At 65.7% G+C, this 25,853-nt stretch carries 22 protein-coding genes and 1 pseudogene; 10 read left to right on the forward strand and 13 right to left on the reverse strand.

Features of this window, described 5'->3' with window-relative positions:
* Nucleotides 1-83: 83 nt before the first annotated feature.
* Entirely contained in the window at nt 84-1,280 is a 1,197-nt protein-coding gene (locus IPM18_03075) for a hypothetical protein (GenBank protein MBK9118573.1), read from the forward strand.
* Nucleotides 1,281-1,499: 219 nt separating this feature from the next.
* On the opposite strand, the gene IPM18_03080 is transcribed toward IPM18_03075, so the two are convergent.
* Nucleotides 1,500-2,234, reverse strand: a complete 735-nt coding sequence (locus IPM18_03080; protein ID MBK9118574.1) for a hypothetical protein — start codon at nt 2,232-2,234, stop codon at nt 1,500-1,502.
* 278 nt (nt 2,235-2,512) lie between these two features.
* On the opposite strand from IPM18_03080, the gene IPM18_03085 reads away from it, so the two are divergent.
* Genes IPM18_03085 through IPM18_03095 form a run of 3 tightly spaced genes read left to right on the forward strand, consistent with a single transcriptional unit; the run spans nt 2,513 to nt 4,770 of the window.
* Complete coding sequence (locus IPM18_03085; GenBank protein ID MBK9118575.1) at nt 2,513-3,526, forward strand: hypothetical protein; 1,014 nt, start codon at nt 2,513-2,515, stop codon at nt 3,524-3,526.
* Nucleotides 3,527-3,529: 3 nt separating this feature from the next.
* Nucleotides 3,530-4,321, forward strand: coding sequence for a CPBP family intramembrane metalloprotease (locus IPM18_03090; GenBank protein ID MBK9118576.1), 792 nt, complete (start codon nt 3,530-3,532; stop codon nt 4,319-4,321).
* Nucleotides 4,318-4,770, forward strand: coding sequence for a hypothetical protein (locus tag IPM18_03095; protein ID MBK9118577.1), 453 nt, complete (start codon nt 4,318-4,320; stop codon nt 4,768-4,770). The genes IPM18_03090 and IPM18_03095 overlap by 4 nt, the downstream gene beginning before the upstream one ends.
* 79 nt (nt 4,771-4,849) lie before the next feature.
* Here IPM18_03095 and IPM18_03100 read toward each other — a convergent pair whose 3' ends face one another.
* The 4 genes from IPM18_03100 to IPM18_03115 form a co-directional block, all read right to left on the reverse strand.
* On the reverse strand, nt 4,850-5,299 hold the full coding sequence (locus IPM18_03100; GenBank protein MBK9118578.1) for a D-tyrosyl-tRNA(Tyr) deacylase: 450 nt from the start codon (nt 5,297-5,299) through the stop codon (nt 4,850-4,852).
* Nucleotides 5,247-6,116: a hypothetical protein gene (locus IPM18_03105; protein ID MBK9118579.1), complete on the reverse strand. Its 870-nt coding sequence runs from the start codon at nt 6,114-6,116 to the stop codon at nt 5,247-5,249. Before IPM18_03105 ends, IPM18_03100 begins: the two co-directional genes overlap by 53 nt.
* A 19-nt stretch (nt 6,117-6,135) precedes the next feature.
* Nucleotides 6,136-6,534 carry a hypothetical protein gene (locus tag IPM18_03110; GenBank protein MBK9118580.1) on the reverse strand — a complete coding sequence of 133 codons (399 nt, stop codon included), beginning with the start codon at nt 6,532-6,534 and terminating at the stop codon, nt 6,136-6,138.
* 217 nt (nt 6,535-6,751) lie between these two features.
* A complete protein-coding gene (locus IPM18_03115; protein ID MBK9118581.1) occupies nt 6,752-7,492 on the reverse strand; it encodes a hypothetical protein in 741 nt (246 codons plus the stop codon).
* Nucleotides 7,493-8,220: 728 nt separating this feature from the next.
* Between IPM18_03115 and IPM18_03120 the strand changes: the two genes are divergently transcribed.
* From IPM18_03120 to recG, 4 genes are all read left to right on the forward strand, one after another.
* The gene (locus IPM18_03120) at nt 8,221-9,930 is read left to right on the forward strand and encodes a hypothetical protein (GenBank protein ID MBK9118582.1); all 1,710 of its coding nucleotides are present in this window, start codon (nt 8,221-8,223) and stop codon (nt 9,928-9,930) included.
* The gene (locus IPM18_03125; protein ID MBK9118583.1) at nt 9,927-10,802 is read left to right on the forward strand and encodes a TIM barrel protein; all 876 of its coding nucleotides are present in this window, start codon (nt 9,927-9,929) and stop codon (nt 10,800-10,802) included. Before IPM18_03120 ends, IPM18_03125 begins: the two co-directional genes overlap by 4 nt.
* Before the next feature lie 100 nt (nt 10,803-10,902).
* A complete protein-coding gene (locus IPM18_03130; protein ID MBK9118584.1) occupies nt 10,903-11,331 on the forward strand; it encodes a LysM peptidoglycan-binding domain-containing protein in 429 nt (142 codons plus the stop codon).
* Between the two features lie 108 nt (nt 11,332-11,439).
* Complete coding sequence (recG, locus tag IPM18_03135) at nt 11,440-13,566, forward strand: ATP-dependent DNA helicase RecG (protein MBK9118585.1); 2,127 nt, start codon at nt 11,440-11,442, stop codon at nt 13,564-13,566.
* Between the two features lie 27 nt (nt 13,567-13,593).
* Here the strand turns inward: recG and IPM18_03140 are convergent, their stop codons facing one another.
* The 7 genes from IPM18_03140 to IPM18_03170 form a co-directional block, all read right to left on the reverse strand.
* On the reverse strand, nt 13,594-14,013 hold the full coding sequence (locus IPM18_03140; GenBank protein MBK9118586.1) for a 2Fe-2S iron-sulfur cluster binding domain-containing protein: 420 nt from the start codon (nt 14,011-14,013) through the stop codon (nt 13,594-13,596).
* Between the two features lie 16 nt (nt 14,014-14,029).
* Nucleotides 14,030-15,934, reverse strand: a complete 1,905-nt coding sequence (gene hscA, locus IPM18_03145) for a Fe-S protein assembly chaperone HscA (GenBank protein MBK9118587.1) — start codon at nt 15,932-15,934, stop codon at nt 14,030-14,032.
* 81 nt (nt 15,935-16,015) lie between these two features.
* A complete protein-coding gene (gene hscB, locus IPM18_03150) occupies nt 16,016-16,633 on the reverse strand; it encodes a Fe-S protein assembly co-chaperone HscB (protein MBK9118588.1) in 618 nt (205 codons plus the stop codon).
* A gap of 109 nt (nt 16,634-16,742) precedes the next feature.
* Nucleotides 16,743-17,180, reverse strand: a complete 438-nt coding sequence (locus IPM18_03155) for an iron-sulfur cluster assembly accessory protein (GenBank protein MBK9118589.1) — start codon at nt 17,178-17,180, stop codon at nt 16,743-16,745.
* Between the two features lie 143 nt (nt 17,181-17,323).
* The gene (iscU, locus tag IPM18_03160; GenBank protein ID MBK9118590.1) at nt 17,324-17,743 is read right to left on the reverse strand and encodes a Fe-S cluster assembly scaffold IscU; all 420 of its coding nucleotides are present in this window, start codon (nt 17,741-17,743) and stop codon (nt 17,324-17,326) included.
* Between the two features lie 67 nt (nt 17,744-17,810).
* Complete coding sequence (locus tag IPM18_03165) at nt 17,811-19,019, reverse strand: IscS subfamily cysteine desulfurase (GenBank protein MBK9118591.1); 1,209 nt, start codon at nt 19,017-19,019, stop codon at nt 17,811-17,813.
* Entirely contained in the window at nt 19,016-19,471 is a 456-nt protein-coding gene (locus IPM18_03170; GenBank protein ID MBK9118592.1) for an Rrf2 family transcriptional regulator, read from the reverse strand. The genes IPM18_03165 and IPM18_03170 overlap by 4 nt, the downstream gene beginning before the upstream one ends.
* 208 nt (nt 19,472-19,679) lie before the next feature.
* On the opposite strand from IPM18_03170, the gene IPM18_03175 reads away from it, so the two are divergent.
* Complete coding sequence (locus IPM18_03175; protein ID MBK9118593.1) at nt 19,680-21,377, forward strand: hypothetical protein; 1,698 nt, start codon at nt 19,680-19,682, stop codon at nt 21,375-21,377.
* A 410-nt stretch (nt 21,378-21,787) separates the two neighbouring features.
* On the opposite strand, the pseudogene IPM18_03180 reads toward IPM18_03175, so the two are convergent.
* Nucleotides 21,788-21,859, reverse strand: a pseudogene (locus IPM18_03180) (PEP-CTERM sorting domain-containing protein).
* A gap of 902 nt (nt 21,860-22,761) precedes the next feature.
* On the opposite strand from IPM18_03180, the gene IPM18_03185 reads away from it, so the two are divergent.
* Nucleotides 22,762-25,803 (forward strand): CHASE2 domain-containing protein, encoded by a 3,042-nt coding sequence (locus tag IPM18_03185; protein MBK9118594.1) that lies wholly within the window; start codon nt 22,762-22,764, stop codon nt 25,801-25,803.
* The last annotated feature ends 50 nt before the right edge of the window (nt 25,804-25,853 follow it).

Genomic DNA, 25,853 nt, shown 5'->3' on the forward strand with positions numbered 1-25,853 from the left:
ACTCTCGTTCGGACGGCCGAACCCGCGCGCCCGCGCGTGGCGAGAATCCCAATTTTCCGGTGCGAATCAAAGGAGCACGATTCATGAAGATCTGGTTGACCTCCCTGTTGACCGTCGTAGCTATGGGCATGGCTGCCCCCGCCCTCGCTCAATGTGGCGGTGGTGCGGGCGATGCGCAGAAAGTTTCCGACAAGAGCGGTTGCACGAAGACCTGTGACGGCGCAAAGGCCGAGAAGGTTGCCGACAAGGGCGAATGTGCGAAGTCCTGTGAGGGTACCAAGGTCGCCGACAAGGGTGACTGTGCCAAGTCCTGTGACGGCACCAAAGCAGCCCTGGTCGCTGACAAGGGCGACTGTGACAAGTCGAAGTGCGCCAGTGCTTGTGAGAAGCCGTGTACCGGCAGCAAGCTGAAGGCCGCCGGCATCCCGATGCTGACCACGCGCGTGGGTGACGAATCCACGCAGTGCCCGAAGCACGCCGCGGACTTGATCGCGAAGAACCCCGAGGCGAAGGTCACCTACGTCCTCGCCGACCAGGAATTCAGCAACCAGATGGAGGCCATGAAGGCCTACGACACCATGCTGAATGATCGCCTCAACCAGGCCGTCACCGTCCGCTACGCGATCGGTGACAAGACGGTCTGCTGCCCGACCGCCGCCAAGACAGCCGCTGTCGAGAACGGTGGCAAGATCATGTACCGCGTCGCGTTTGTCGATTTCGCCGATGAGGCCAACGCGAAGAAGGCCGCCGAGGCCGCTCGTGCCGCGGCCGCCGGCGTCGTGATGAAGCGCGTGGTCGATGGCCAGGAAAACGACTGCGAAGACGCCTTCCGGGCGAGCTGCGCAACCGTCAAGAAGGCCTCCACCGAGGGTGACTGCGCCAAGACCTGTGACGGCGCGAAGGCCGAAAAGGTCGCCGACAAGGGTGACTGTGCCAAGACCTGCGACGGCGCGAAGGCCGAGAAGGTCGCCGACAAGGGTGACTGTGCCAAGACCTGTGACGGCGCGAAGGCCGAAAAGGTCGCCGACAAGGGTGACTGTGCCAAGACCTGCGACGGCGCGAAGGCCGAGAAGGTCGCCGACAAGGGTGACTGTGCCAAGACCTGCGATGGCAGCAAGGCCAGCAAGGTCGAGTATCTTGTCGCCGGCAACCGTACGCCGTGCGAAATGAGCGCCCGCGTGCAACTCGCGCAGGCCCGCCTCGTCGCCGCGTGGGATGCCGCGACGAAGATCGCCCAGGCCGACCAGCCGACTGACAAGCCGATGGCGGCGATGAACTAAGCAACGCGCCTGGGATGCCATTCCCAGGTGGTGCCGGACTACGGCCCGCCCCCGTGGCCGAGCGCCCGCACCCTAATAGCGAACTGATTCACGCAGAACAGCGGCCCATCTGCTCCAACAGGTGGGCCGCTGGCTTGCGCCGCGACTCGCGCGCAATAAGAACCCCCGTGGACCGGTTGCGAACCGCTCCGCGGGGGCTTGTTTCCGTCGACCGGTGTGTTACTGCCGCTTCGTCGTCTGGTCGATGATCTCGGCACCTTCCGGGGCTTCGAACTTGAAGCGCTTCGGATCGATGTCGGCGTCGATCTTGACGTCGGTATGGGTAACGACGCTGATCTCCTCCTTGTCCGCGCCGTAGCTGACCGACTTCAGCAGCACGCCAATCTCCGCATCGAAGGAGAACTCATCACGCACGGGCATGCCCGCGGGAATCTGTCCACCCTCATCCTTCTTCGCCGCTGCGACAATGACGATCACCTTGCGACCGTTGACTTCCGCATCCTCGCCGCGCGACAGGTCATGCGTCTTCTTCAATGCCTCGAAGAAATGTCGAGGGTTGCCGAAGCTCTGGTTGCCCGGGTCCGCATTGCGCTTCAGCACCAGCTTCTGGCCCAGCAGGTCACTGAAGTCGTACTCGAATTCGCCATCCGCGATCCAGAGCGTCGACTGATCCGTCTTGACTTCGTTGTCGCCCATCTTCTGGACCATCTTACGCGCGCCTTCGCGCCGGCCCATCAGCTTGTCCCCTTCCTTGCGCCACTCGAACGTGCCCGTTTCATCCATCTTCATCTCGACGTTCGGGGCCTTCACGTGGCTCTTGTACGTGTACTTCAACGACAGACTGCGGATCTTGTCCCACGCCTGCGTCAACGTACGCTCGGCCGCTTCCAGGTCCTTGGCCCACGCCGGGCTCGCCGCCATTCCCAGCAGCGTTCCCACGACGATCCATTTCACCGAGTTCCTCATTCCAGGGCTCCCTTCAATGCTGTTCAGCTTTCGGCCGGTGCCTGCCGCCTGGGCGGCACCCACTGTGCCGCACGCCCAATTGCCAAGAAAGACCGGCCCATTCTCCACATGATAAGTCGGATTCCGTGGGTACGCTATCCACCGTTAGCGCGCCCGCAACGCTTGTGCATGCCGCACCGCCGATTGTCGAGCGCGGTGTGACGGAGTATCGTCCCTGTTTCTACACCGCAACCGCCTCGCGATTGCGACCCCGAGGACGCCTACCGATGACACGCGCGCTCCGGCGCTGGATCACCCGCCAAAGCACCGCCGCAGCCCTGCGGTTTGCGCCGTACCTCGGTCCCCGATCCACTCACCGGCTGACGGCCCTGATCGCGCAGCTCGGCCCGCACCTGCCTGTGCTCGGCGCGCACATTGCCCGCAACATGCGCGCGCTCGACCTGTACACCCCCCCAGTGCATAGGGAGTATTTCCGACAACTCGCCGGCCACTTCGCCGGCGCCCTGCAAGCCCTGCACTGCGCCGCGCTGCCCACGCGCGGCACGACGGCGCTCGCGGCCTTCGCCGCCGAACGCGTGGCGCTCGACGCCTCGGTCGAGCGGTTGCCCGCCGCGGCAGCCCGCGGGCGCGGTGTGATCCTCGTCGGCCCGCACATCGCCAACTACCTGCTCAACCTGACGCACCTTAACGCCTGGCACCCGCTCACGATCTACCTGCGGCACTCCCGCGACTCCCAGCGACTCGCGGCCAAGGCGCGCTGGTACGCCACCAGCGGCGTACAGTGGATCTCCGAGCCCGCCGACGCCGGCGGCGCCCTCGGCCGCCTGGGGCGCATGAGCGCCGCGCTGGCCGCGGGGCGCACTCTCTTCATCACGCCGGACCTCCCCCAGAAACCTGCCGATGGCGAGCCGGTTTCCTTCTTTGACCGCCGCATCTACCTGCCGGGTGGTGCCGCGCTTCTCGCGGTGCGTAGCGGAGCCCCACTGCTCATGCTCACCGCCCGTCGCGGTGACGACGGCCGGCAACTGCTGTGTATCGACGGGCCCTTCTCCGCACCCGTGGACGGCCGCGACCGCGCTGCCCGCCGCGCCGCTGTCACCGCCGCCATGCAGTGGTTTGCGGACAGGTTTGCGAACTTCCTGCGCGCCGAGCCCGCGTTGTGGTACCTCTGGGGCGACAAACGCTGGACGCGCGTCCTGCGTGGCGATGCGCGCTACGCGGAGCAACCCGCGGCGCACCCCGGGAGCTTCGAATCACCGGCCTCGGCGGGGAGTGCCTGAACCGTGGCCGCACTCGCACTGGTTCTCGCGATCCCGTTTCTGCTGTGGGGTGTGCAGACTGCGCTGCTGTGTGCCGCGCGGCGCCCCGTGCAAACCCGCCTGCATGCGGCCGATCTGCCCGGCCGCTTCAAGACGCTCAACCGCGTCGCCGCCAATGTCGTCCTGGCAAGCGTGCTGCTCGCCTATCCCGTGCTCCGGGGCGTGGCTCCGTGGGATTACTACGCCGCGTTCTTTCCACTTGCAGATGCTGCTCACGCTGTGTTCGGCCTCGGCAGCGCCACGCTCTACCTCACGCTCCTCTATCTCGCCTGGCTCCTGAGTGGCAATGTCAGGTTCGAGCGCCGCCACCGCGCCGCCCGCCTCGCACAGCGCCTCGCAGCCGTGCCATTCACCGCCGTCTGCGGCGCCCTGCTCGAAGAGTTGCTGTTCCGCGCCCTGCTCCTCCACGGCCTGCTGGCGGACTTCCCTGCTGCCGTCGCGTTGCCGCTCGGCGCGCTGCTTTTCGCCGCTGCGCACTACATCCGCAGCGTCAAGCGCTACTGGACCTTCGGCGGGCACCTCGCGCTCGGTGCTTTGCTGTGTATCGCGTTCTGGTGCACGGGCTCGCTGTGGCTCTGTACCGCCCTGCACGCCGGCGGCATCCTCGTGCTCATGGGCACCCGGCCGTTCGTGCGGTATATCGGCCCGCCATGGCTCGTCGGCGCCAGCATCTTCCCCTATGCAGGCGCGGCCGGAATCGCCGGCCTTGTGCTGCTGACCCTCAACGTCCTCTGGCACTTCGGCAGGAACGCATGACAAGCTCGTCGCCCTCAACCGCCGCGACGCACCACCGCACCACGACGACGGCCGTGCTCGGCGACCGTGACGGCCCGCACGCGACCGCCGTCGCTGCGGTGCTGCCATTGCAAGGCGCCGGCGATGTCAAGTGGTTCACGCTTCGCGATGCCCATGACCTCGACGCGGCCGTCGAGCGCGGCGAGATTGCCCGCGTCATGCTCGAATCGTGGGACACGTACATTGCGGCCTTGCACCGCGGCGCGCTCGCGAGTCCGCGCTGGACCAGCGGCGAAATCGAAGTCCACTGCGCCGACCTCCCGCCCACCGCGTTGCTCGCCGCCCGCACCGCCGCCGCCTGGTCCGCCGAACACCGCCGCACCCGTCGCCAGCGCACCGTCGCCGGTGTCGTCCTCAGCGCCATAGCGCTCGCCGCCGCGTTCCTCGTTACCTGCGCCACAAATCCGTAACGCGTGCCACTGCTCTGTGAGCAGTCCGTGGTGATCGTCGCACCGGCCCCCCGTGCCGACGCTTACTCGAACAGCCCCCTCAAAACCCCCGCTTCGAGTCGAGCAGCACGCAGATCGGCCCCTCGTTCGCCGACTCCACCCGCATCTGCGCCCCGAACCGCCCCGTCGCCACCTCCAGCCCCATCCCCCGCAGCGCCGCCACCAGACGCTCGATCAGCGGCTCCGCCACCTCCCCCGGCGCCGACGAATCGAACGACGGCCGCCGCCCGCGCCGCGCATCCGCCTGCACCGTGAACGCACTCACCAGCAGCACCGCCCCGCCCGCATCCAGCACCGACCGGTTCAGCTTGTACGCCGCATCCGGGAAAATGCGGAGCTGTCCCACCTTGTCCGCGATGTAACGCACATCGTTCGCCCCGTCGTCCGGTGCCGCGGCTGCGTACACCAGCAGCCCCGGTCCGATCGCCCCGACCTCCTCATCCGCTACCGTCACCCGCGCCCGGCTCACGCGCTGCACCACCGCCCGCATCGAGCGACCTCCAGTCCGGCCCGAACAACTCCCCCAAAACCTCATTCGCGAGCAACGCATCCAGCGACCGCGGCCGGATGCTCGCCAGCGTACCCGGAATGCCCCGCGCATCGCCACACACCACGAGCAGTCGCGCGGCCGCCCGCGCCACCGTCGGGTTCGGGTCGTCGAGCATCTCTACGAGCCGGGCGCTGCTCGGACCAGCCGCGATCTCATCCGTCTTCGGCAAACCTGCCGTAGTGCCGCGCTCGTCGAGGGAAATCAGCGCGTTCAGCCGCCGCACCCACGGCGCGGCATGCCGGCGCTCCGGCTCCATAATCCACACCCATTCGTCGCGCGAATATTGTGACGATTCCGCTGCCAGCACCACCAACCAGCGGTCCTCCGGCTCCAGCGGCCGCAAGTCGCGGGCCATCAGCCAGCAGCGCATCACACTCGACCGGTGCCGAATGCGCACATCGAGCGCCGCCGAACTCCACCATGCCGCGAACGTCTCCGCCGCCCCGTCGCGCGTCTCCGAGACCGATAGCCGATCTCCAAGCAGCCGGAGCGAGACTTCAACCACATTGTCCCGCGGATCGTCTAGTAGTTTCCGTAGCATCGCATTCGCCCCCTTGTCGCCCGTACCCTCCATTTTTCTCAGCAACCCGTCCGCGCGCCGGAATTCACGTAAACGAAGCTGCCCGCGCCCCAGCAGCCAGCGCAGCTCCGCCTCCGGCGGCGGCCCGCCCGGCAGCGCCCACACCGCCAGCCCCGCCGCGCCCAGCACCGCCGCACACACGAGCCACGAAAGCGTCCGCCGTGCTGCGCGGCTCATCGCTCGAATCCTCCGCCGGCTACCCCCCGGCCGCCGCGGCCGGTTTGCGCCGCGCGTCGATGAACGTCTTGATCCCCAGTACGAGGTAAACCAGAGCAAAGAGGCCCAGCAGCGCCTGAGTCGCCACCGCCGTCGGGCGCGCCACCTCGCCGCCTGTCAGCAAAGCGGGCACCTTGGGACCCGCCATCGCCCCCATCCCGATCACCAGCAGCAGCGCGAGCAGCATGGCGACGTGCATGACGTGTTTGCGAAACAACGCATGCAGCGCCACCAACCCCAGCAGCAGGAACACCGCCCCGACGGCCGCCGGAATCAGCGCCGTCTTCGTCTCTGCGGCGAAGCCCGTCAAACCCCACGCCACCACACCCAGCAACACCAGCACCCCCGCGAACCCGATCGTGATCAAAGGCATCGGCATGCGTCACCCTCAGAGATTGCGAACCGCCACGAAACCATGCCGATTATAGTTGCTTGCAGCCACCCCGATGGGCACAGGTGGAACACAGTGAGTCCGTGTGTATGCGTCCGCAGGGCCGTCGCCGCTTCCGCGGCGCGGGCCATCCGGCCAACGGCCTGGCACAGAATGAACCGTGTGAGTGGCGCAGCAAGCGCGTACGAAACAGGCCCCGGCGCGCCTAGCTCGCGGCCGACATGGCCTCGGCCGATCGCAGCGTCGGCACAAACAACTTCTGCATCAGGCCATGCTGCACGGCATACTCGTGCAATTGCGGCAATGTGGCGATCACACCGAGGTCATCATGCGTGTCCGTGCCGAGGGCCACCTGCACCCGGTGATTGGGCAGCACCCTGAACCAGCGGTCGTGGTTGCAGAGCGGGAAGAACTTGGCGCTCAGTTCGTAGACGATGCGCGAGTTCGCCAGCGTGCGAACTACTTGGTCCATCGACGTGTTGGGGAACTGCAGGGCGATGTCGGTGTGTGCCAGCACGATTGGACAAGGCCAGCGCCGGGATTGGTTCGCGAGTTGGGTCAGCCCGGCCCAATCGACGAACTCGAAAAGCACATAATCGATCCCATCCAGATGGGTCCGGATCGTATCGAGCATGCCCTTGTTGAGCGGCCAGTTGATCTCGGCGCCGCAGAAGATCTGCATTCGGCCGGCCCAGCGTTGGCGCGCGTCGCGCACGTGCTCGACATAAGAACGCGTCTCGCGGGCGAACAAACGCTCGAACTCACGGTCGTTATGCACTTCGCGCGAGGAAGGTGTGCAGAAGAGGTGATCGGAGATGCCAACCCCTGCGACCTGGTAACCGCGGGCGGCGGCGTGCTTGAGATGGGCCTCACAGATTTCGTCGATCGTGTAGGCCCCATCGGAAAAAGGGGTGTGATTGTGAAGGTTGTAAACACCGGTCGTCATGTTTCCTCCCTGCTTCGAACCACTCGTCCGATAAGCAATCGCCTTGTGCCGCCCCGCCGGGCGGTCCACGACCCATATAGATCATGCGCGCACAGAACGGGGGTAGGAAACCCCTGCGCCGGCCTCGAACTCTCCGTTGAGCGATACCCGGTCAAAACGTGGCGGTGAACCCCATGCGCTCCCGGCGACCGGGGCACAACAGTTCCTTCAGTCCGCATCCCCGCGGGCGGCCACTCCTCTTTCGGCCACCGAAGGTCTGTTCCACACGCACATCGTGATGATACTCGGCCACACCGGGCATGTCCAGAGGCCCCAAGCCCCCGGCACACCTGTGTGGTTCTGTCGAAGATCGTGCCCGATCGTCACTTCCCCTTGATCTGGGCCCGGTAATCCCTTCCGGGAGCGCGTTCCTGGAGCCCTCAACGCGGTACCGTGAAAATGCGGCGCGAATTCGTTTCGGCCTGCGAACCTCTTTGCCCGATCAGCGTATTAGAAGGTGAGAGCCCTGAACCTTCTTGAACCGCTTCTCCTCCTCCTCTGACCCCCGAGGTGGCCGTCGAAAGATGGTCGCCTCGGGTGTTTTTTTGGCGCGCTGCGCGCACCGCGGCAAGGGTGACCGCCGTGCAGCGAGCCGAGCCGCTTGGTAGTATTTCGCACGTCGCGAAGCGTGTCGCTAATTCGGTACCATGGCGCACTCGAAGCCGCCGCTTGTAAGGGTCAGCCCCAGCGTGAGTGCTTTGCCTCTCGCCACCGTGCCAGCCCACTTGCTCGCACTGCTGTGCCTCGGCACCGCCGGCCACGCGCATGCTTCCGACGAGTGGGCCCATGAAGTCACCGTTGCGTCGGGCCGTTCGCCCCACCATGTGCGTGTGCTTTCGCCGGGACTACCACCACCACCGAACCAGTGGCTGTTTCTTGCCAGCGAAGACGGCGCGCTTGCCCTGGCGCAATGTGACGCCGCACAACCCACAGCCGACGCGGAATTCGTCTTGATCGCCGGGCGCTGGCCCCCCGACACCTCGACACGCTGGACCGGCTGGCTCCTCGCGCCGGATTGGATCGCCCGTCTCCTGCCGCGCTGGCCGCAGCGTGCGGTGCTCATCGGTGTCATCGACAGTATCGGCCCCGGTGGCCAAACCGCATGGGTCCGTGGCGGCACCGACCAGGGCGTCCGTATCGGGGACCGCTGGTGGTTGCGCGTGGCGGGTCAGCCCGCCCTGCGTCTCGATGTCCGCTACGCCACAAATCACCTGAGCTTCTGTGCGGTCTACCCCCTTGCGACCGAAGTCACCCTCGCACCCGACATCCCACTGCGGCTCTGGCCGGCACCGGCCGATCGTGGCCGCTCGGCCGGGCGGTCGGCCGTTTCTTTCGTACAGGACGAGGATGGCCGCCTGCGGGCCTGGATCCCGGCTGTAGCGGGCGAATTCGCGGACGGCGGCCCCAACCTCGACTTCTTCCGTCGCGGGCGGTTCCTCGGACACGGCTGGGTCGAACGTCAGGAAGAGCCCTTCTGGTATGCACGCTTCGTGCCCTTCGAGGCGACGGATGCGGCCGCATCCGAAGATCTCAGTGAACTGCGCACCTCCCTGCGCCCAGTGATGTCCGGTGCTTTTGCGACCTTGGCACCACCACACCACAATCCGAATGAGATTCAGGCCTGGATTCGTCGTCACACGGATACAGCCCAACGCGCCACAGCAGCACCCCCCCCTTGGCTGGCACCCTGGCTGCCCGTACCGCCGCCGCTCGGGCCGCGCTGGAGGCCGACGACTCAGCCCACTCCCGACGGCACACCCGACCCGCCTACGGACGTGGTTGAGCTGGTGGCACCTGATTCCCCGGCAGCGCCGCTCATCGTAGTGGAACCGCTGCCGGATGACGGCAGCGTGTTGCGCGTCGGTGATGACGTGATCGTGCGGCAACGGGGTGACGTCCCCGCGGGCCGGTTCGAACCGCGGATCTTCGAAGTGACCAGCGAGGGCGCTCTGCTTACGGCGGGAGAGAACGATGGCATCGCCGTCGGAGATGTTGCCGACGTACTGCGCGGCGCCGCGGTCCTCGGCCGTGCAACGGTCGTACGGGCACAGCCGAGTTATGCGATCGTGCGGGCAGTGCCCACTGCGCCCGTGGACCTGGCGCAGGGCGACCGGCTCCGCTTCGGACCGCCCCCGCCGCTGCCACGGGCCATTGGCCGAGTCGCAGCCATCGAGGATGCCTTGCTCATCCGGGCCGATCTCGAAGGTCCGTTGCGAGTGGGCGTACCCCTCGCGGTGCGGAGCGGCGGCGAGACGATTGCGGTCGTCGTGTTACTGGCCGAGCGCGGTGGCCAAGGGGTCGGGCTCGTGGTGGAGGTATCACGCACGCGGCCGGTGGTCGCGGGCATGTCGCTTTTCGAAGAACCGGCACTGCCGGAGGCGGGAGCAAAGACACGATGAGCATCCGGTTGAGTTACCACGCTATCACCTGGGGTCCGGACACGCTCGGCGCGATGAAGGACATTTCTGATCTCGGGTACGAAGGCATCGAGTGCTTCACGCAGGTCGCCGACCAGTACGGGGACAACCCCGCCTTGTTTCGCCGGATACTCGACGATCACGGCCTGGAACTGGTGTGCCTGTACGGCGGGGGAAAAATGCTGCGGGAGACCCGGGCCGCGGACCTGGAGTACAACCGGCGTCTGGCCGAGTTCGTTGCGGCGGTCGGAGGAGAGCGGCTCAACCTGGGCGGGGGGGACCGCCGTCGTGATTCCGAGGGGCACGACCACTTCACCGCGGATGATCTCAAGGACCTGTGCGAGACCATGAATCGCATTGGGGAGGCCTGCCTCGCAGTCGGAGTAAAAGCCTGTTACCACCCACACATCGACACGCTCGGCGAGGAGCGCGCGCACGTGGATGCGATCTTTGAAGGCACTGATCCTGCCCTGGTCTTTGCCGGCCCCGATCCCGCCCACCTGTTCCTCGGGGGCTATGCCCCCCACACGTTCTACGAGCGCTATTTCGACCGTATCGTGTACATGCACTACAAGAACGTCCCACACCGCTACACCAGTGCCAACTGGCGAGCGGAACTCGCCCGCCAGCGCACTGCCGCCGCCGTAGACGCGGCTACGCAGGTTGTCCCGATCTTCTGCGAACTCGACGAGGGGCAGATCGATCTGCGGGCCATTGTCGCACGGTTACGGGAACGGGGCTACACCGGCTGGATCACGACCGAGATCGACGGCACGCGCAAGAGCTCCCCCCGGGAGTCGGCCCGCCTCAACCGGGAGTTCTGGCGTGCGCTCGGGTTCAAGGTCGGTCGTTGAACTCCGCCCTGACCCCGATCTTTACAAGCGGCCGACAATCGGTTGAGATTCCGCACAAGGACCTTACCCCACAAGCTCTCTGGTTACACGGAGGTACATCATGAAGCTGGGTTTCCTGGGGCTCATGGCCGCCTTGGCGGTATTTCTCACAGCTTGCGCACAGCAGGATACCGCGCCGACCGCGCGCGCGGACGAGCAGCCCGAACCCCTCACCCGCATGAACTCGGTTCCGACCGAGGATGATCCCTACGCAAACGACCCGATCGTCGCCTCGACACCGGCGCCCGCACAGGATTACGGCACCTCCGGCGGCACGACCCATGCCGGCGACCGCGGCGGCCGCACTACCGCTGCACCCGCCGCCGGCGACCAGCGCACCCACGTCATCCAAAAGGGTGATACGCTGTATAGTCTGGCGCGCCGGTACTACAACGATCAGACGCGCTGGAAATCGATCTGGGAAGCGAATCAGGGCACGCTGCGCAACCGCGATCAACTCCCGATCGGCACCCGCATCGTGATCCCCTGAGGTCGTACACGGCTCACCGCGTGGCGGGTGCCCCGCTTCCGAGTGCACCGCCGACCGACAGCTTCGGCTAGACCTTCGCACCGCGCGCCGAACGCGCGGGGGCGCAGTATGTCCACGCTCCGCGTCGACAGTCCCGTCCAGTATGTCAAAGGCGTCGGGCCGCAGCGCGCCGCCGCCTTTGCCACACTGGGCATCCAGACGGTCGGCGACCTGCTCCACTACTACCCCTTCCGCTACGAACACGAGAGCGGCGAAGTCGCCATTGCGGACCTCGTCCCCGGTACCCACGCGACGGTGCGCGGCGAGGTGCTGCGCGTCGGCGGCCGCCGCCCCATGCTGCGCTGCGAAATTGACGACGGTACCGGCCAGTGCATCCTGCGCTGGTTCAACCAGGATTACGGAGGACGCAGTCTTTTCCGGGGCGCCACCGTCATTGCCAGCGGACGCGTCCAGATCTATGGCGACCTGGCCGAGCTCGTGCAACCGCGCGTGCAGGTCTTCGCCCCGGATGCCGTGCTGATGACGCAAGGCGCCGGCCCACGGCGCGTCGGGGTCTACCGCGGGAACCAGCAGTGCAAGTCACCGCTGATCCGCCGGTCCGTCCTCGCCGTCCTGAACCAGGCCCAGCTCCCCCTGGCGGAGATCCTGCCCGAAACTCTGGTGCAAGACCGCGGCCTGCTGCCCCGTGCCCAGGCCGTCCGCATGCTCCATTGCCCGCCGGATGAGCCGCAACTGGCCGAGGCCCGGCGCCGGTTGGCTTTTGAAGAGCTATTCCTGATGGAGCTCGCCATGGCCCTGCGGCGGCAACGCCGTATGAGTCTCCAGCAGGCGGCGGTGTTGCATGTCACGCCGGAGATCGATGCCCGCATCCGGGCTCGCTTCCCCTTCACTCTCACCAGCGCACAGGACGAAGTCGTCCGCGAGATTGCCGCTGATCTGCAGCTCGGGCGGCCGATGACGCGACTCCTCCAGGGGGACGTCGGAAGCGGGAAGACCGTCGTGGCGCTCTATGCCTGCCTTGTCGCCATCGCCAACGGTCGGCAGGCCGCCATCATGGCTCCCACCGAGATCCTCGCCCAACAGCACTACGCAAACATCCAGCGCTACCTCGCCGGCAGTCGCGTGCGCTCGGTCCTGCTGCGCGGGAAGTTGCCGAAGGGCGAGCGTGATGCGGCGCTCTCCGCCATCGAGAACGGCCAACTCGATCTCGTCGTCGGCACACAGGCCCTGATCCAGAAGGATGTCGCCTTCAACGAACTCGCCCTCGTCGTCGTGGACGAGCAACACAAGTTCGGCGTGCTACAGCGGCACGAATTCCGCACCAAGGGGCTGCGGCCGCACTACCTTGTCATGACTGCAACCCCCATTCCGCGCACCCTCGCCATGACCATTTTCGGCGATCTCGAAATCTCCGTCCTCAAGCAGTCGCCCCCCGGCCGCGGCAACATTCTCACCAAGGTCGTACCGCGTGATAAGTGGGAGACGGTGCTGGGCTACGTGCACGGCCGGCTCTTGGCTGGCGAGCAGGCCTATGTCGTCTGTCCGCAGATCGGGCGCAGCGACGAACCCGAGACCTCCACCCCACCAGCCGCCGGACAATCAACCCGTGGCGCGGCGCGTGCGCCGGAGATCGTCACAGTCACGGACATGTACACGCGCCTTTCCGAGGGACCCTGGCGTGACCTGCGCATCGGGCTGTTGCACGGGGCCCTGCGGCCGGCGGACAAACAGCGGGTCATTCGGGATTTCACCGCCGGCGCTTTGCATGCCGTCGTCTCCACGACCGTAGTCGAAGTGGGCGTGGACATTCCCAACGCATCGATCATGTTGATCGAGAATGCCGATCGCTACGGCCTCTCCCAATTGCACCAGCTACGCGGCCGCATCGGGCGCGGCGCCCGCGACAGTCTCTGCGTACTGATTGCCGCGGATGAGCGCGGCCAATCAGGAGAACGGCTCGCGGCCATGGTCGCTTCGACCGACGGGTTCGCCATCGCCGAGGCCGACCTGAAGCAGCGCGGCCCCGGCGAGTTCTTCGGCACCCGGCAGCATGGTCTCCCCGAGCTGCGCGTCGCCAACATCGTGGAGGATTTTGCCCTGCTGGAAGCGGCGCGCACCGATGCCTTCGCACTGGTGAAACGCGACCCTGAACTGCGGGCACCGGAGCACGAACTCCTGCGGGCCGCGTTGCGGGCACTCTTCCGCGACAAGCTCGCTCTCATCGATGCCGCGTAGGCCCTGCGCCCGCGACTTGGCCGCGTGTTAGTGCGGCGCCTCACGCGCCAGGTTGCGGTTCCAGTTGGGAATCTCAACCCGCACGTCCGCCTGCCCGTTCGGCACACACTGGCACCCCAACCGGCTCTGCCCGGTCAAGCCGTAGGCATCGTCGAGCTGGTCTTCTTCATCGTCCGTGGACGCATTACAGGTCTCCAGCCCCTGGCGCACAATCACGTGGCACGTCGCACAGGCGCACACGCCGCCGCAGGCGTGGTCCAGGTTGATCCCATGCGCCATCGCGATGTCGAGAATCGACCCCGGTAACCCGTGATCCTCGTAGGGAATCCTGGCCGGATCCACCTCGATCACGTGCTTCTGCTTCTGCTCGTCGATGATCGTCAGCGTGTACTTCTTCTGCGGCAGTTCGATCTTCGACTGCTCGATGTATGGATTGCGGCCACCCATCGCCGGCCTCCTTCACTTACGGCCTTCGGTCATGCTCGATCAACGCCGCGCGGATGCCCAGCTCCGCCAGCCGCAGCGTGCTCCGGCCGAAGGCGACCAACGCCGCATGCAGCGCATCTAAATCCACGCCCTGCTCCGCCAGCTTGCGCAGAGCTGCGAGGTCCTGCTCGATCCGCGCCCGCTCCTCCGTCGACAACTCCGATCCGACCTGCGCCAGCATCTGTTCGGTTTTATGTGTATCGAACGCGACCTGGTTCACGAGATCGATCCGCCGGTGGGCATCGACGTCAACCTGTGCAAACTGCACACTCTCCCGTGCTATGCGGTCGACTTCGGCCCGTGTGAGCCCATGCGTCGGCACCACCTGGATGCTCGCCTCCTGACCACTGCGCCCCTCCCGCGCACTCACGTTCAGGATCCCGTTCGCATCCACCAGAAATTCCACTTCCACCTTCGGAATGCCGGCCGGCATCGGCGGCAGGCCATCCAGCGTAAATGTAGCCAATGCGCGGCAGTCCCGTGCCAACTCCCGCTCCCCTTGCAGCACCGTCAACTTGATGGCTGTCTGCCCATCGACAAAGGTCGTAAACATTTCCGTCGCACGACATGGAATCGTGGTGTTTCGCAGGATCAGCTTGCCCATCGCCCCGCCCATTGTCTCGATTCCGAGCGACAACGGAATCACGTCCAGCAACAGCAGGTCTGAGCGCTGCCCCGCCATCACAGCCCCCTGGATGGCCGCCCCCAGGGCGACCACCTCATCCGGGTTCAGCGCTGTGTACGGCGCGCGCCCGAAGTATTCAGCCACGCGCTGCCGCACCTGCGGAATCCGGGTCGAGCCCCCCACGAGGATCGCCTGCTGCACATCCGCCGCGCGCAACCCCGCATCCCGCAGCGCCCGGCCGCACGCCTCGATCGTCCGCTCCACCAACGGACGCGTGAGCGTTTCGAACTCCGCGCGCGTGATCGTGCGCCGATAGGTCCGCGCGCGATCGAGGTCTAGCTCGATGTCCGCCTGTGGTTGTTCTCCGAGCCGGATCTTCACGGCCTCGGCCAGGCCCCGCAGCGCCTGGCGCGTCGCCGCCGCCGTGATGGTCACGCCGAACTGCGCCTCGACTTCCTGCGTCACCAGCTCAATCAGCGTACGATCGAAATCGTCCCCGCCGAGATGCGTATCTCCCGCCGTGCTCAGGACCTGGAACACGTCCCCGTCGAGTCGCAGGATCGAAACGTCAAACGTCCCGCCACCAAGGTCGTACACCGCGACAAGCTGCGTCGCCGCCGCCGCGTCAGCAACACCCGCCGGATGGCATTGGGGCAAAGGCAGCGGTGTAGGTCCCCGCGGCGCTGCGGCACTGCGCAGTCCCAGTCCATAGGCCAGTGCCGCCGCGGTGGGCTCGTTAATGATCCGCACCACCTCCAGCCCGGCCGCCCGGGCCGCATCTCGCGTTGCCTGGCGCTGGGCATCATCGAAGTAAGCCGGCACCGTGATCACGGCCTTCTGCACCGGTCGCCCGAGTTGCTGCTCCGCCCGCTCCCGGAGCGCCCGGAGAATCAGCGACGAGAGCTCCTCCGGGCTGTAGCGCCGCCCGTCGAGTTCGATCTGCACCGTGTCGCGCGGACCCGAGCCCACGTCATACGTCAGGAACGGCAACTCCGCCCGCAACTCCTCGAGCCCCTTCCCGATCAGGCGCTTCACGGAGTACACCGTCGCCCGCGCATTCGCCACCGCCTGCGCCCGCGCCGGCCACCCAATCATGACTTCCGGCGGTCCCCCGTCCACGCGCGGCAACACACCAATCACCGATGGCAACCGCCCGTCCCCATTGGCATCGCGCAGGATCCGCGGGCCCGCTTCGTCGGCATACGCCACGAGCGAGAACGTCGTCCCTAAATCAATACCGACGATCACATCATCCACAACAACACTCGGCTGTGTCGCGGGCTCGGTCCTGCGCAGTGCGTCAGAAACAGTGTTCTCGCCCTGCGCTCGACGGCCCCATCAGGTCTCCGCCAGGATCTTCTGGTAGTACTTACTCGCGTTCAGGGTCTTGCGCAGCTCATCCCGCAGCGCTGCATCACCCGGCAACCGTCGGGCCAGATCCAGCAGCCGTACCAGCAATCCCCGCCGTTGCGCCTGCGCCTGCGCCCGACAGGCCTCCAGCCGCGCCGCATCCCCCGCGGCGCGTGCCTCGCCCAGCTCCTCACGCATGCCCAAAGACTCCGTCAGCACGTCCGTTGGCACCGAGCGATCTTCAGCCGACGATTTCCCGCCTGCCAATTCCAACAGGTACTCGATCCGCAGGAAGGGATCGGACAATACGCGGTACGCCTCGTTCAACCTGGCGCTGACACGCAACCCGAGCACGGACTCCCCCACCGCCCCCTGCCGATCCGGGTGGATCCCACGCGACAGCTTCAGATAGCGCTCCCGCAGTTCCTCCTCGGCGATTTCCGCGACCGGCGCCAGACCCATCAGCTCGAAATAGCTCACCCCATCCGCGGGATACAGACGCCGGCAGTCCGCACAGAATACCGGCGTCTCCATCGGTCCATCACACGCCCGGCACTTCAGCAGCGCTGCCGTGTCACCGCTCGCATTCTTAGGGTTAACGACCATGCTTCGCCGTCGAGAGCGCGGCCCGTGTGAACGCCGGGCGACCGGAGTCGCAGCGCTCACACGGGCCCACGCGATATTCAGTCCCAGCGAGCGGAACCTGCTACCCGAGCTACGCCGTGTAGCTGGAACCGCAACCGCACGAGTGCTTGGCATTCGGATTCTTGAAGGTGAACCCGGCGCCCATCATGCCTTCCTCGTAGTCGATCGTCGTGCCGTCGAGGTGCCCGACCATGAAGCTCTTCAGGTCACACACCACCACCACGTCGTGCGAGAGAAAGACCTCGTCTGTTTCCGCCACTTGCGAGACACTTTCATCACGCAGATCGAGCACGTAGCTCAGCCCGCTGCACCCGCCCCCCTTGACCCCGAAAAAGAGGTACTGCTGGCTGGGATTCTCGGTTTTCTCCATGTACTGACGGACGTACTTCGCCGCCAGGGGCGTCAACTGGACACCCTGCCCTTCGGGCGGCGTCACCGCGCGGTCACGTGCGGGAATGTAAACCGGCGCCGGGTGGGTCACGGCGTTCGTGGCGGTTGCATCACTCATCGGCTCTCTCTCCAACGTTTCTTTCCACACTCTCGCGAAACAACGCTAACCGCGGAACGGGGAGTCCCGGCCGGATCTCCGGGGGGCCGCATCGGCACCGCCCGCTGCGTCGCGCCTGCGCTCCGCGCTCCTCTTTCCCCATTCTACGCCGTCTGTCCGGCCGCCGCCGGTTCCACCGCCACCTGGCCACGTTTCGCCTTCAAATCGGCCACGGCCGCCTTGATCGCGTCTTCGGCCAGCACGCTACAGTGGATCTTGACAGGCGGCAACGCCAGCTCATTCACGATGTCGGTGTTCTTGATCGCCAGGGCTTCGTCCAAGGTCCGCCCCTTCATCCACTCTGTCGCGAGCGAACTCGAAGCAATGGCCGAACCACAGCCAAAGGTCTTGAACTTTGCATCCACGATCTGGTCGTGCTCGTCGACCTGGATCTGCAATTTCATCACGTCGCCGCACTCGGGCGCGCCCACGATCCCCGTCCCGACATTCGGGCTGGCTTTGTCCAGCGACCCGACATTTCTCGGATTGGAATAGTGATCGAGTACCTTCTCGCTATAGGCCATGACTGCTTACTCCTGTGCCAGCGGCGTGCCCGGGCGGGGCACTACCGGGAACGGCAGATCCGCGGCGCTAGTGCGCCGCCCATGCGACCGTCTTCAGATCCACGCCTTCCTGTGCCAGTTCGTAGAGCGGGCTCATTTCCCGCAGCTTGCGCACCGTCTTGACCACGAGGTCGATCGTGAAATCGATCTCCGCCGCGGTGTTGAACCGACCCAGTGAAAACCGAATGCTGCTGTGCGCCAACTCGTCGCCGACGCCGAGGGCTTTCAGCACATAGCTCGGCTCCAGCGAGGCGCTCGTGCAGGCCGAGCCGCTCGAGACGGCGATGTCCTTGAAGCCCATCATCAGACTCTCGCCCTCCACATAGGCGAAGGAGAGATTCAAGTTCGTGGGTGTACGCTCAGTCGGATGCCCGTTCAGGTACACCTCGTCGAGCTGCGCCATGATCCCCTGCTGCAGGCGATCCCTTAGCCCGGCCACATGGGCCGCGTCCGCGCTCATGTTGTTCCGGGCCAGCTCCGCCGCCTTGCCGAGCCCCACGATCCCCGGCACGTTCAGCGTACCGGAGCGCATGCCGCGCTCGTGCCCGCCGCCGTGAATCACCGCCTCGCACCGCACACGCGGGTTCTTCCGCCGGACATACAGCGCCCCCACCCCCTTCGGACCGTAAATCTTGTGCGCGCTGCAACTCAACAGGTCGATGTTCATCGCATGCACGTCCAGCGGCACCTTGCCAAACGTCTGGCAACAGTCCGTGTGCAGCAGCACCCCCTGTGCCCGGCAGATCCGCCCGATCTCGGCGATCGGTTGCAGCGTGCCAATCTCATTGTTGCCATGCATGATTGACACGAGGATCGTGTCCGGCCGGAGAGCTGCGGCCACCTGGGCCGGATCGACTCGGCCCCGCGCATCGACCTTCAACACGGTCACCTCGTACCCGCGCTGCTCGAGGTACTTGCTGGGGTCGATGACCGCCTTGTGCTCGGTCTCCTGCGTAATGATGTGTTTGCCCTTGTCGGCATACATCGCCGCCACGCCCTTGATGGCGATGTTGTTGCTCTCCGTCGCACCACTCGTGAAGATGATCTCGCGCGGGTCAGCGTTGATCACCGCCGCCACCTGGGCGCGGGCGTGCTCCACCGCCTCTTCTGCTTCCCACCCGAAGCCGTGACTCCGCGAGGCCGCATTGCCGTACTTCTCGGTGAAGAACGGCAGCATCGCCTCCAGCACCTGCGGATCGACCGGCGTTGTCGCGTTGTTGTCCAGGTAAACTCTCATTTGGCCAGCACCTTCGTCACGTTGAGCTCGGCGGAAGCGGGGTGGTCGTGTGCAATCTCCGCCACCGTCACACCGCGCAGAAACGCATGCAACCGCTGATGCACTCGCACCAGCGAACGACGAATCGGACAGGTCGAGGAAATCCCGCACACCCGGGCGTCGTCAGCCGTATTCGTACACCGCGTCAGGTGCACGGGCCCTTCAACCGCCTCGATCAGGTCGGCGAGCGTCAGCTCCTCCGGGTTCGTCGCCAGCAGATACCCGCCGCGTGCGCCCCGCACGGAGTTGATGTAACCCGCCCGGTTGAGTTTCTTCAAAACATTCATCAGCAACGGCAGCGGCACGGTGTGCTCTTCCGCGATGTCCCGCGCGCTCACGATCTGCCGGCCCACCCGGGCCAGGTGTGAAATCGCAATCAGCGCGTACTCCGTTTTTCTCGTGAGCGTCAACATCGGGCGCACCTCCAACCGTTGCACTGAGAATATAGTAGTTCTCCGGTACGATTTCAATGGCCACTCCGATGTAGCGCTCCAAAATTGAAACTCCAGCGCCTCAGAGCCCTTGTTTCTCGGACGCCAAGCCCCCGCAACCGCGCACGCTGATCATCTCGAATGATCCCCTCGCTGGGAGGCCGTTTCACCGGTTGCTACACTCCCCAGCATGGCGAGCGATCCGCTGCCAGCCCGGTCCCCGTTGCGGCACTTCCTTGTGCTGACCCGCTTCCGCGCCCTCCAGGCCCGTAACACCGTCGATCAGCAACTCCGCGAGGCGCCGATCCGCACCTTCATGGTCCTGCTGCTGCTCGGGATGATCTGGGCCTCGCTCTACCTGGTGCTGGAGCAGGTGCTTCGTCAGATTGGACGCTGGGAAATGGGAGCACTCGTCGCCCAGCAGCAGATCTTCATCCACTTTTTCCTCGTCCTCGCCGTCATGCTGGCCTTCTCCAACGCCATCCTCGCCTTCAGCAGTCTCTTCGGGCGTGACGAAGCTGGCCACCTCCTGACCATGCCCGCTTCCGCGCGTCAGGTCGTGTGCCTCAAGTGGCTGGAAGGCATGCTCCTTTCGAGTTGGTCCTTTCTGCTCCTCGGCGTTCCCCTCATGCTCGCCGTGGCCCGCACCGGCGACGTGGAGTGGTATTACTACCCGCTCTTCATCGGCCATTTCCTCGGCTTCGTGCTGGTTCCTTCGACCTTCGGCCTGCTCGCCGCCTGGGCCGTCGCTCGCTGGGCGCCGCGGCGCCCCATGACGCTCGCCATCATCTGTGGCAGTCTCATTCTCGCCCTGGTCGTGTTCTGGGCCTGGACCCTGCTCCGCAACGCCGATGGCTCTGAGAAGTGGCTCCGCCACTTCTTTCTGCAACTCAACGTCGCGCGGCAGCCGCTGCTCCCCAGCACGTGGAGCGCCAAGGGCGTCATCGCCGCGATCGAACAGCGCGCCGACCTGAGCTTGTTCTACCTCGGTGCCGTCCTCGCGAATGGCCTTTTCTTCGGTTGGGTCACTGTCAACCTCATCGCACACTCCTGGCCAGAAGCGTACAGCCACGCCCGTCAAGGTCGGGGCAGTGGACAGGTTCGCACGGGCTGGACCACCGCAACCCTATGCCACGTGTTCTTTTTTTACCTGCCGGCCAAGATGCGCACCCTGATGCTTAAGGATTTGCGCGGCTTTGCCCGTGATCCGACGCAGTGGACCCAGATGGTGATCATGCTCGGGCTGCTCGTCGTCTACGCCGCGAACCTGCGCCGCTTCCCCATCCTCAGCGAGCAGCCCAACATGCGCGCTGTCGCCGTCTTTCTCAATCTCGCCGCCGTGAGTCTCATCATGGCGACCATAACCAGCCGCTTTGTTTACCCCCTGCTGTCCCTCGAGAGCCAGCAGCTTTGGTTGCTCGGACTGGTACCCGTCCCGCGCTTCCACATCCTGCTCGTGAAGTTCGTGCTTTCGGTCACGGTCACGGGGGTTGCTACGCTCGTCGTCATGGGGCTCGCGCTGCAAGCGCTGGAGCTGGATCGCGCCTGGGCTGCGCTGCAACTCGCCGTCTGCCTCGGTATCTGCGTCGGCTTATCCGGTCTGGCCGTAGGGCTCGGCGCGCGCTTCCCTGTCCTCGGACAACGCAACCCGGCGCGGATTTCCTCCGGTTTCGGCGGCACACTCAACCTGATCGCAAGCATGCTGTTCGTCACCATTGAGATTGGTGGCCTCGCCGTAACCGGTCTCTTACGCGCCCAGGAAGCGGTTACGCCCGAGACTGCCACGAATCCCTGGCTGGTGGCCACGCTGCTGCTCACCCTGAGCTTTGTGGTGGCGGCCGGTGCGATGGCCTTCGGCTGGCAACATTTCCGTCGCCTGGAGTATTAGGGGAGAAGTGGATTCGGTGTGGTCGGATTGAATCAGGGGTGGGCGGAGAAAGAACGGCCCGCCAAGCCCCCCCGACTTGACGAGCCGTGAGCGTTTGCCGCCGGGCCCTCCAATCGGTTGTGTAGGCAAGTATCGCCCGAATTACGGTGGAGCGCCTATACGGGTTTCGCGGTATTTTCATCCCGATTCGATCAGATTCCACCTCCCATAATCCGAATGGAACGTTTCATACGGCGCGCATCAGCAGGGTCCACCTTCCAACGGGCCCCTTTGCGCTTCGGACCCCATCAGGCGAAACCCCGCAACTCAATGATGACAACCGGGTTCGCATATATAAAAAGAGAGGCACACTTTCTGGGTGTGCCTCTCTCAGATGTTCGATCAACGACCTTGAATCTCAGCCGTTCGTTCTACCGCCGACGCATCAGACCACAGAGACCCAGCCCAAGCAGCAGCAGCGAGGCCGGCTCAGGAACCGCGGACGATGTGAACGACGCTGTGTAGGTCTGACCCGTCGCCGTGGTGATCGCATTTGCAAAACTGAACGCGAAGACGTTCTCGGTCAGCCCGACCGGGATGCCCGGACCAGCAAACACGACGTTCTGCGAAGCAAACTGCGACGCACCGAAACCAAACGGCGGGAAGACCTGCGCTCCATCAAACGTCACGGTCAAAACGGAGTTGCCGCCGGCATCAAAAAACTCGATTACGCCGCCACTGAGCGACGAACCCGAGACGGTGAGCGGCGTCATCGTGAAGGACGCGTCGACATACACCGAACCGGTGATCGGCACTTCCAGCGTCAGGACGCGCGTCTGAACGTTCGCATCCCAACCGCCCGTGAATGTGTTGGCGGTGGAGTCCCACGTGAAGAGCGGCGTGCTCCCATTCGCAGCCGGGTCGGCAAACGTTGCGACGGTATCGGCCTGCGCCCAACCCACCAGTCCGGCTACCAGCGCGATAGCCAAACCATGCTTCCAAGCTGCGCTTCTCATTTCCTGCTCCTTGGTGAACGGACTTCGAACTAACTCGGGCGATCAGGAATCCGAACCGATATTCCCGGTCACTGGCGCGAGTATACCACCTTACCGGTACCAGCGTAAAGCATTACTCCCACGAATTTCCAATCCTACCCGGCAGCTCCGGGACGGTCGAAAACCCGCACCCCTGCCCACCTAATCCCCACTCGCTGTAAGTTCTGGCCTGAAATAAGTCCTATAACAACATTTGCCGCATCGAATCCCATGAGATAACCAGAGGACACTCCCCTCAACCCGCGGCTCAGTACGGCCGTACCTCGCATGCCCCGACTCCACCAGATCCGCTCGTTGTCGAACCCGAGAAACGCTTGCGGTCGGATCGCGTCCCGTGACAATGCACCCCCGTGACACATCCTCGTGCCCAGCGTTGGACCGCACTTGTGGGCCTGGTGGCGACAGCCGCCACGCTCGCAATCTACTTGCTCGGTGGTTTCGACTGGCTCGAGTACCGCCTGCTCGACCTGCGCTTTCGGTACGCCAACAGTACACCCGAATCCCCCGAACTTGTCTGTATCGACATCGACGACGGCTCCATCGACCGCATCGGGCGCTGGCCTTGGCCGCGCGATCTCCAAGCCCAGATCCTCGCGGTCCTCACTGAGGCAGGAGCCCGGGCAGTGCTGGTAGATATCGAGTATCGCGAGCCCGAGCCCTTGCGCACGGTCGTGCCCGGCGGGCTCGACATCACGTCTGACCTCCTGACACTCGCCGAGGATGCCTCGATCCGGGCACTGCCCGACCTGGAACTCCAGACCGCCATTGCGACGGCCGACAACGTGTACCTCGCCTTCAATTACAGCCAGGACCTCGTGCAGTCCGAGCGCCCCGTCGAGCGAATCCAAAGCGCGGCCTTCCGTCACCTCGTCGCACAAATCGACGCCGGTGATTCCGAGTCGGCGCGAAAGACCGCCCAGCAGCACTGGTCGCAACCGGCAGAGGTGGACCAGTTCGAAGTACCCTTCGAGTTCCGACTGGCACAGGTTTACGACGTGTTGCGCGCCCGGCCACTCGCACCGCTCGAAACGCTCAGTGGTGGCGCCCCGCTGGCCGCACTGCTGGGAGGTCCGGGCGTGGACGAGAGGTTGCGCCGTGCGCGCCGCGCCGGCCTGGAGGCCTGTCGTGCCTTGGCACTGCAACACTGGCTGCGCGCCTGGTTCGCGGCGGAACCAGAACGCTGGGTTGAACCGCCGCACCGCCTGTTGCCCGCGGCCGAGGCGGATCTTGCTACACTGGGCGACGACCCCGCGACGCAGCCGGAGCGCATGGCCGCCGCTCTGCGACACGTTTTGAACGACCATTTCACGACCACACGCTCGGCGTTGGCAGCACCGGACCTCGCAGCTCGCGCCCCCGAGGTTGACACGCTGCACCCGGTGTACTTCCGCCATGCCGCCGTCGCACGGCGCTGCGGCTTCGTGGTTTTTCAACATGACCGGGATAACGTTGTTCGACGCATGCGGCTGTTGGTACAGCATGAAGGGCGCCTGATGCCGCAGCTTGCTTTCGTCCTGGCCATGGACGTGCTCGGCGCGGGGCCTGAGCATCTCCGACAGACCGGACGGACCCTGTGGCTGGATGTTCCCGGCCAGGCGTCGCGGCGCTTGACACTTGGACGCCACGGTCACGTCCTCATGCCGTGGGTACCGCAACAGGATTGGACGCGGCAGTTCGGAGAGCACGTACCCGCCGACTTGCCGCTCAGCGTGCACCTGCTGCGTCAGCGCATGGACCACAACCGGCGCGAACTCCTGGCGGCGCTCCGGACGGTGCAGGCCGCCGGGCAGCTCCTGGCGCAGGCGGACTTTGCGCAGGATCTGGCGGATGCGTTGAATCTACCTGGGCGTCTGCGGTACGCGCGGTACGCGGGTGAGGCCGCCGCGGCACAGCAACTCGCAGATGCCGTACGGGAGTACGAGCGGTTCCTGTCGGAGGACGCGCCCCTCGTCCGGGCCGCGGCCGTCGCGGCGCTCGCTGACACGCCCGCGGAACGCGCCGACGAGGAACTGCACCGCGCCCTCGACACGATTGTGCGGGCGTGTGACGCGAATGCCGCCCTCGCAGCGGAGACGCGTGCGCTGCTGGAGCGACTGCGCGACCGGGTTGCAGGGCGCATCTGCCTGCTGGGCTACACCGCAACGGCGCTGGCGGATATGGCCCCGATCCCGACGCACCCGCGCGCCCCGGGGGTGCTCGCACACGCGAACCTGCTGAATGGCCTGCTGGTCAACCGGCTACCACGCATCGCACCGCCCGGGTTGAACATCCTGCTGACCCTCGGCGCCGGCCTGTTCGTGACACTCGCGAGCAGTACGCGCCGCCCGGTGCTCGGGGTCGCGGCGGTCGCCGCCGGGGCGTTGGCCACTCTGGGCGGGGCCGGCTGGGCGGCGTTCTACTTTGGCTACCTGTGGATCGCCATCACACCGCTGCTGGCCACCCTGGGCGTGACATTCGTGGCGATTCTGCTGTTCCGCTACGTCTTCCTGGAGCGCGAGTCGCGGCAGATTGCACGGGCCCTAGGCCAGTACACTTCGGCGACGCTGGCGCGGAAGATGGCCGAGGATGCGGAACTCTGCAAACGGGCGGAGACCCGCGCCGTCTCCGCGATGTTCACCGACCTCGCGGGCTTCACCGCATTGTCCGAGCGGATCGGCGCAGAGCGCACCCAGCGCGTGTTGAACCTCACCCTCGGCCGGCTGAGCGACGCGATCATGCAGCACGAGGGGATGATCAACAAGTTCATGGGGGACGGCATCTTCGCCTTCTGGAACCCCGTCATCTACCCCCAGCCGGATCATGCCCGCCGGGCGTGCGAAGCGGCCCTCGACCTGCAAGTCGCGCTCACCGCGCTGATTACGGAACAGCGCGCCGCCGGCGGCGACGAGTCATTTGCACAGCTTTACCTGCGGATCGGCGTCGCGACCGGCAATGCGGTGGTCGGCCCCTGCGGTTCCGAGCACAAGTACGACTACACCTGCATCGGCGACTCGGTCAACGTCGCCGCCCGCCTCGAATCCGCCAACAAGTTCTACGGCACCCGGATCCTCATCAGCGGCGCGACCTTCGCCCAGACGGCCGACCTGCTGGCCGTGCGCCCGTTGGGCGGCGTGCGTGTGAAGGGCAAACAGCAGGGTGTGCCGATCTACGAGCTGCTCGGCCGGCGTGACCAGGTGCCCACGGACATCCTTGAGTACGCGGACCGTTTTGCCGCGGCCGTCACCGCATTCACCGCGCGCGACTGGGACACCGCCCTGGCCGGGTTTGAGGCCTGCTGCGCAGCGCGGCCAGACGACCGTGCTGCCCATGAATACTGCGCTGCCACGCGGGCGTTGCGGGCCGCGCCCCCGCCGGCGGACTGGTCGGGCGCCTTGGAACTGACCGAGAAGTAGCAGCGCGGCGCGCGACAGCGATTTCCCATCTCCAAACAGGTTCGCTACGC

Source organism: Phycisphaerales bacterium (assembly GCA_016716475.1).
Lineage (GTDB): Bacteria > Planctomycetota > Phycisphaerae > UBA1845 > Fen-1342 > JADJWG01.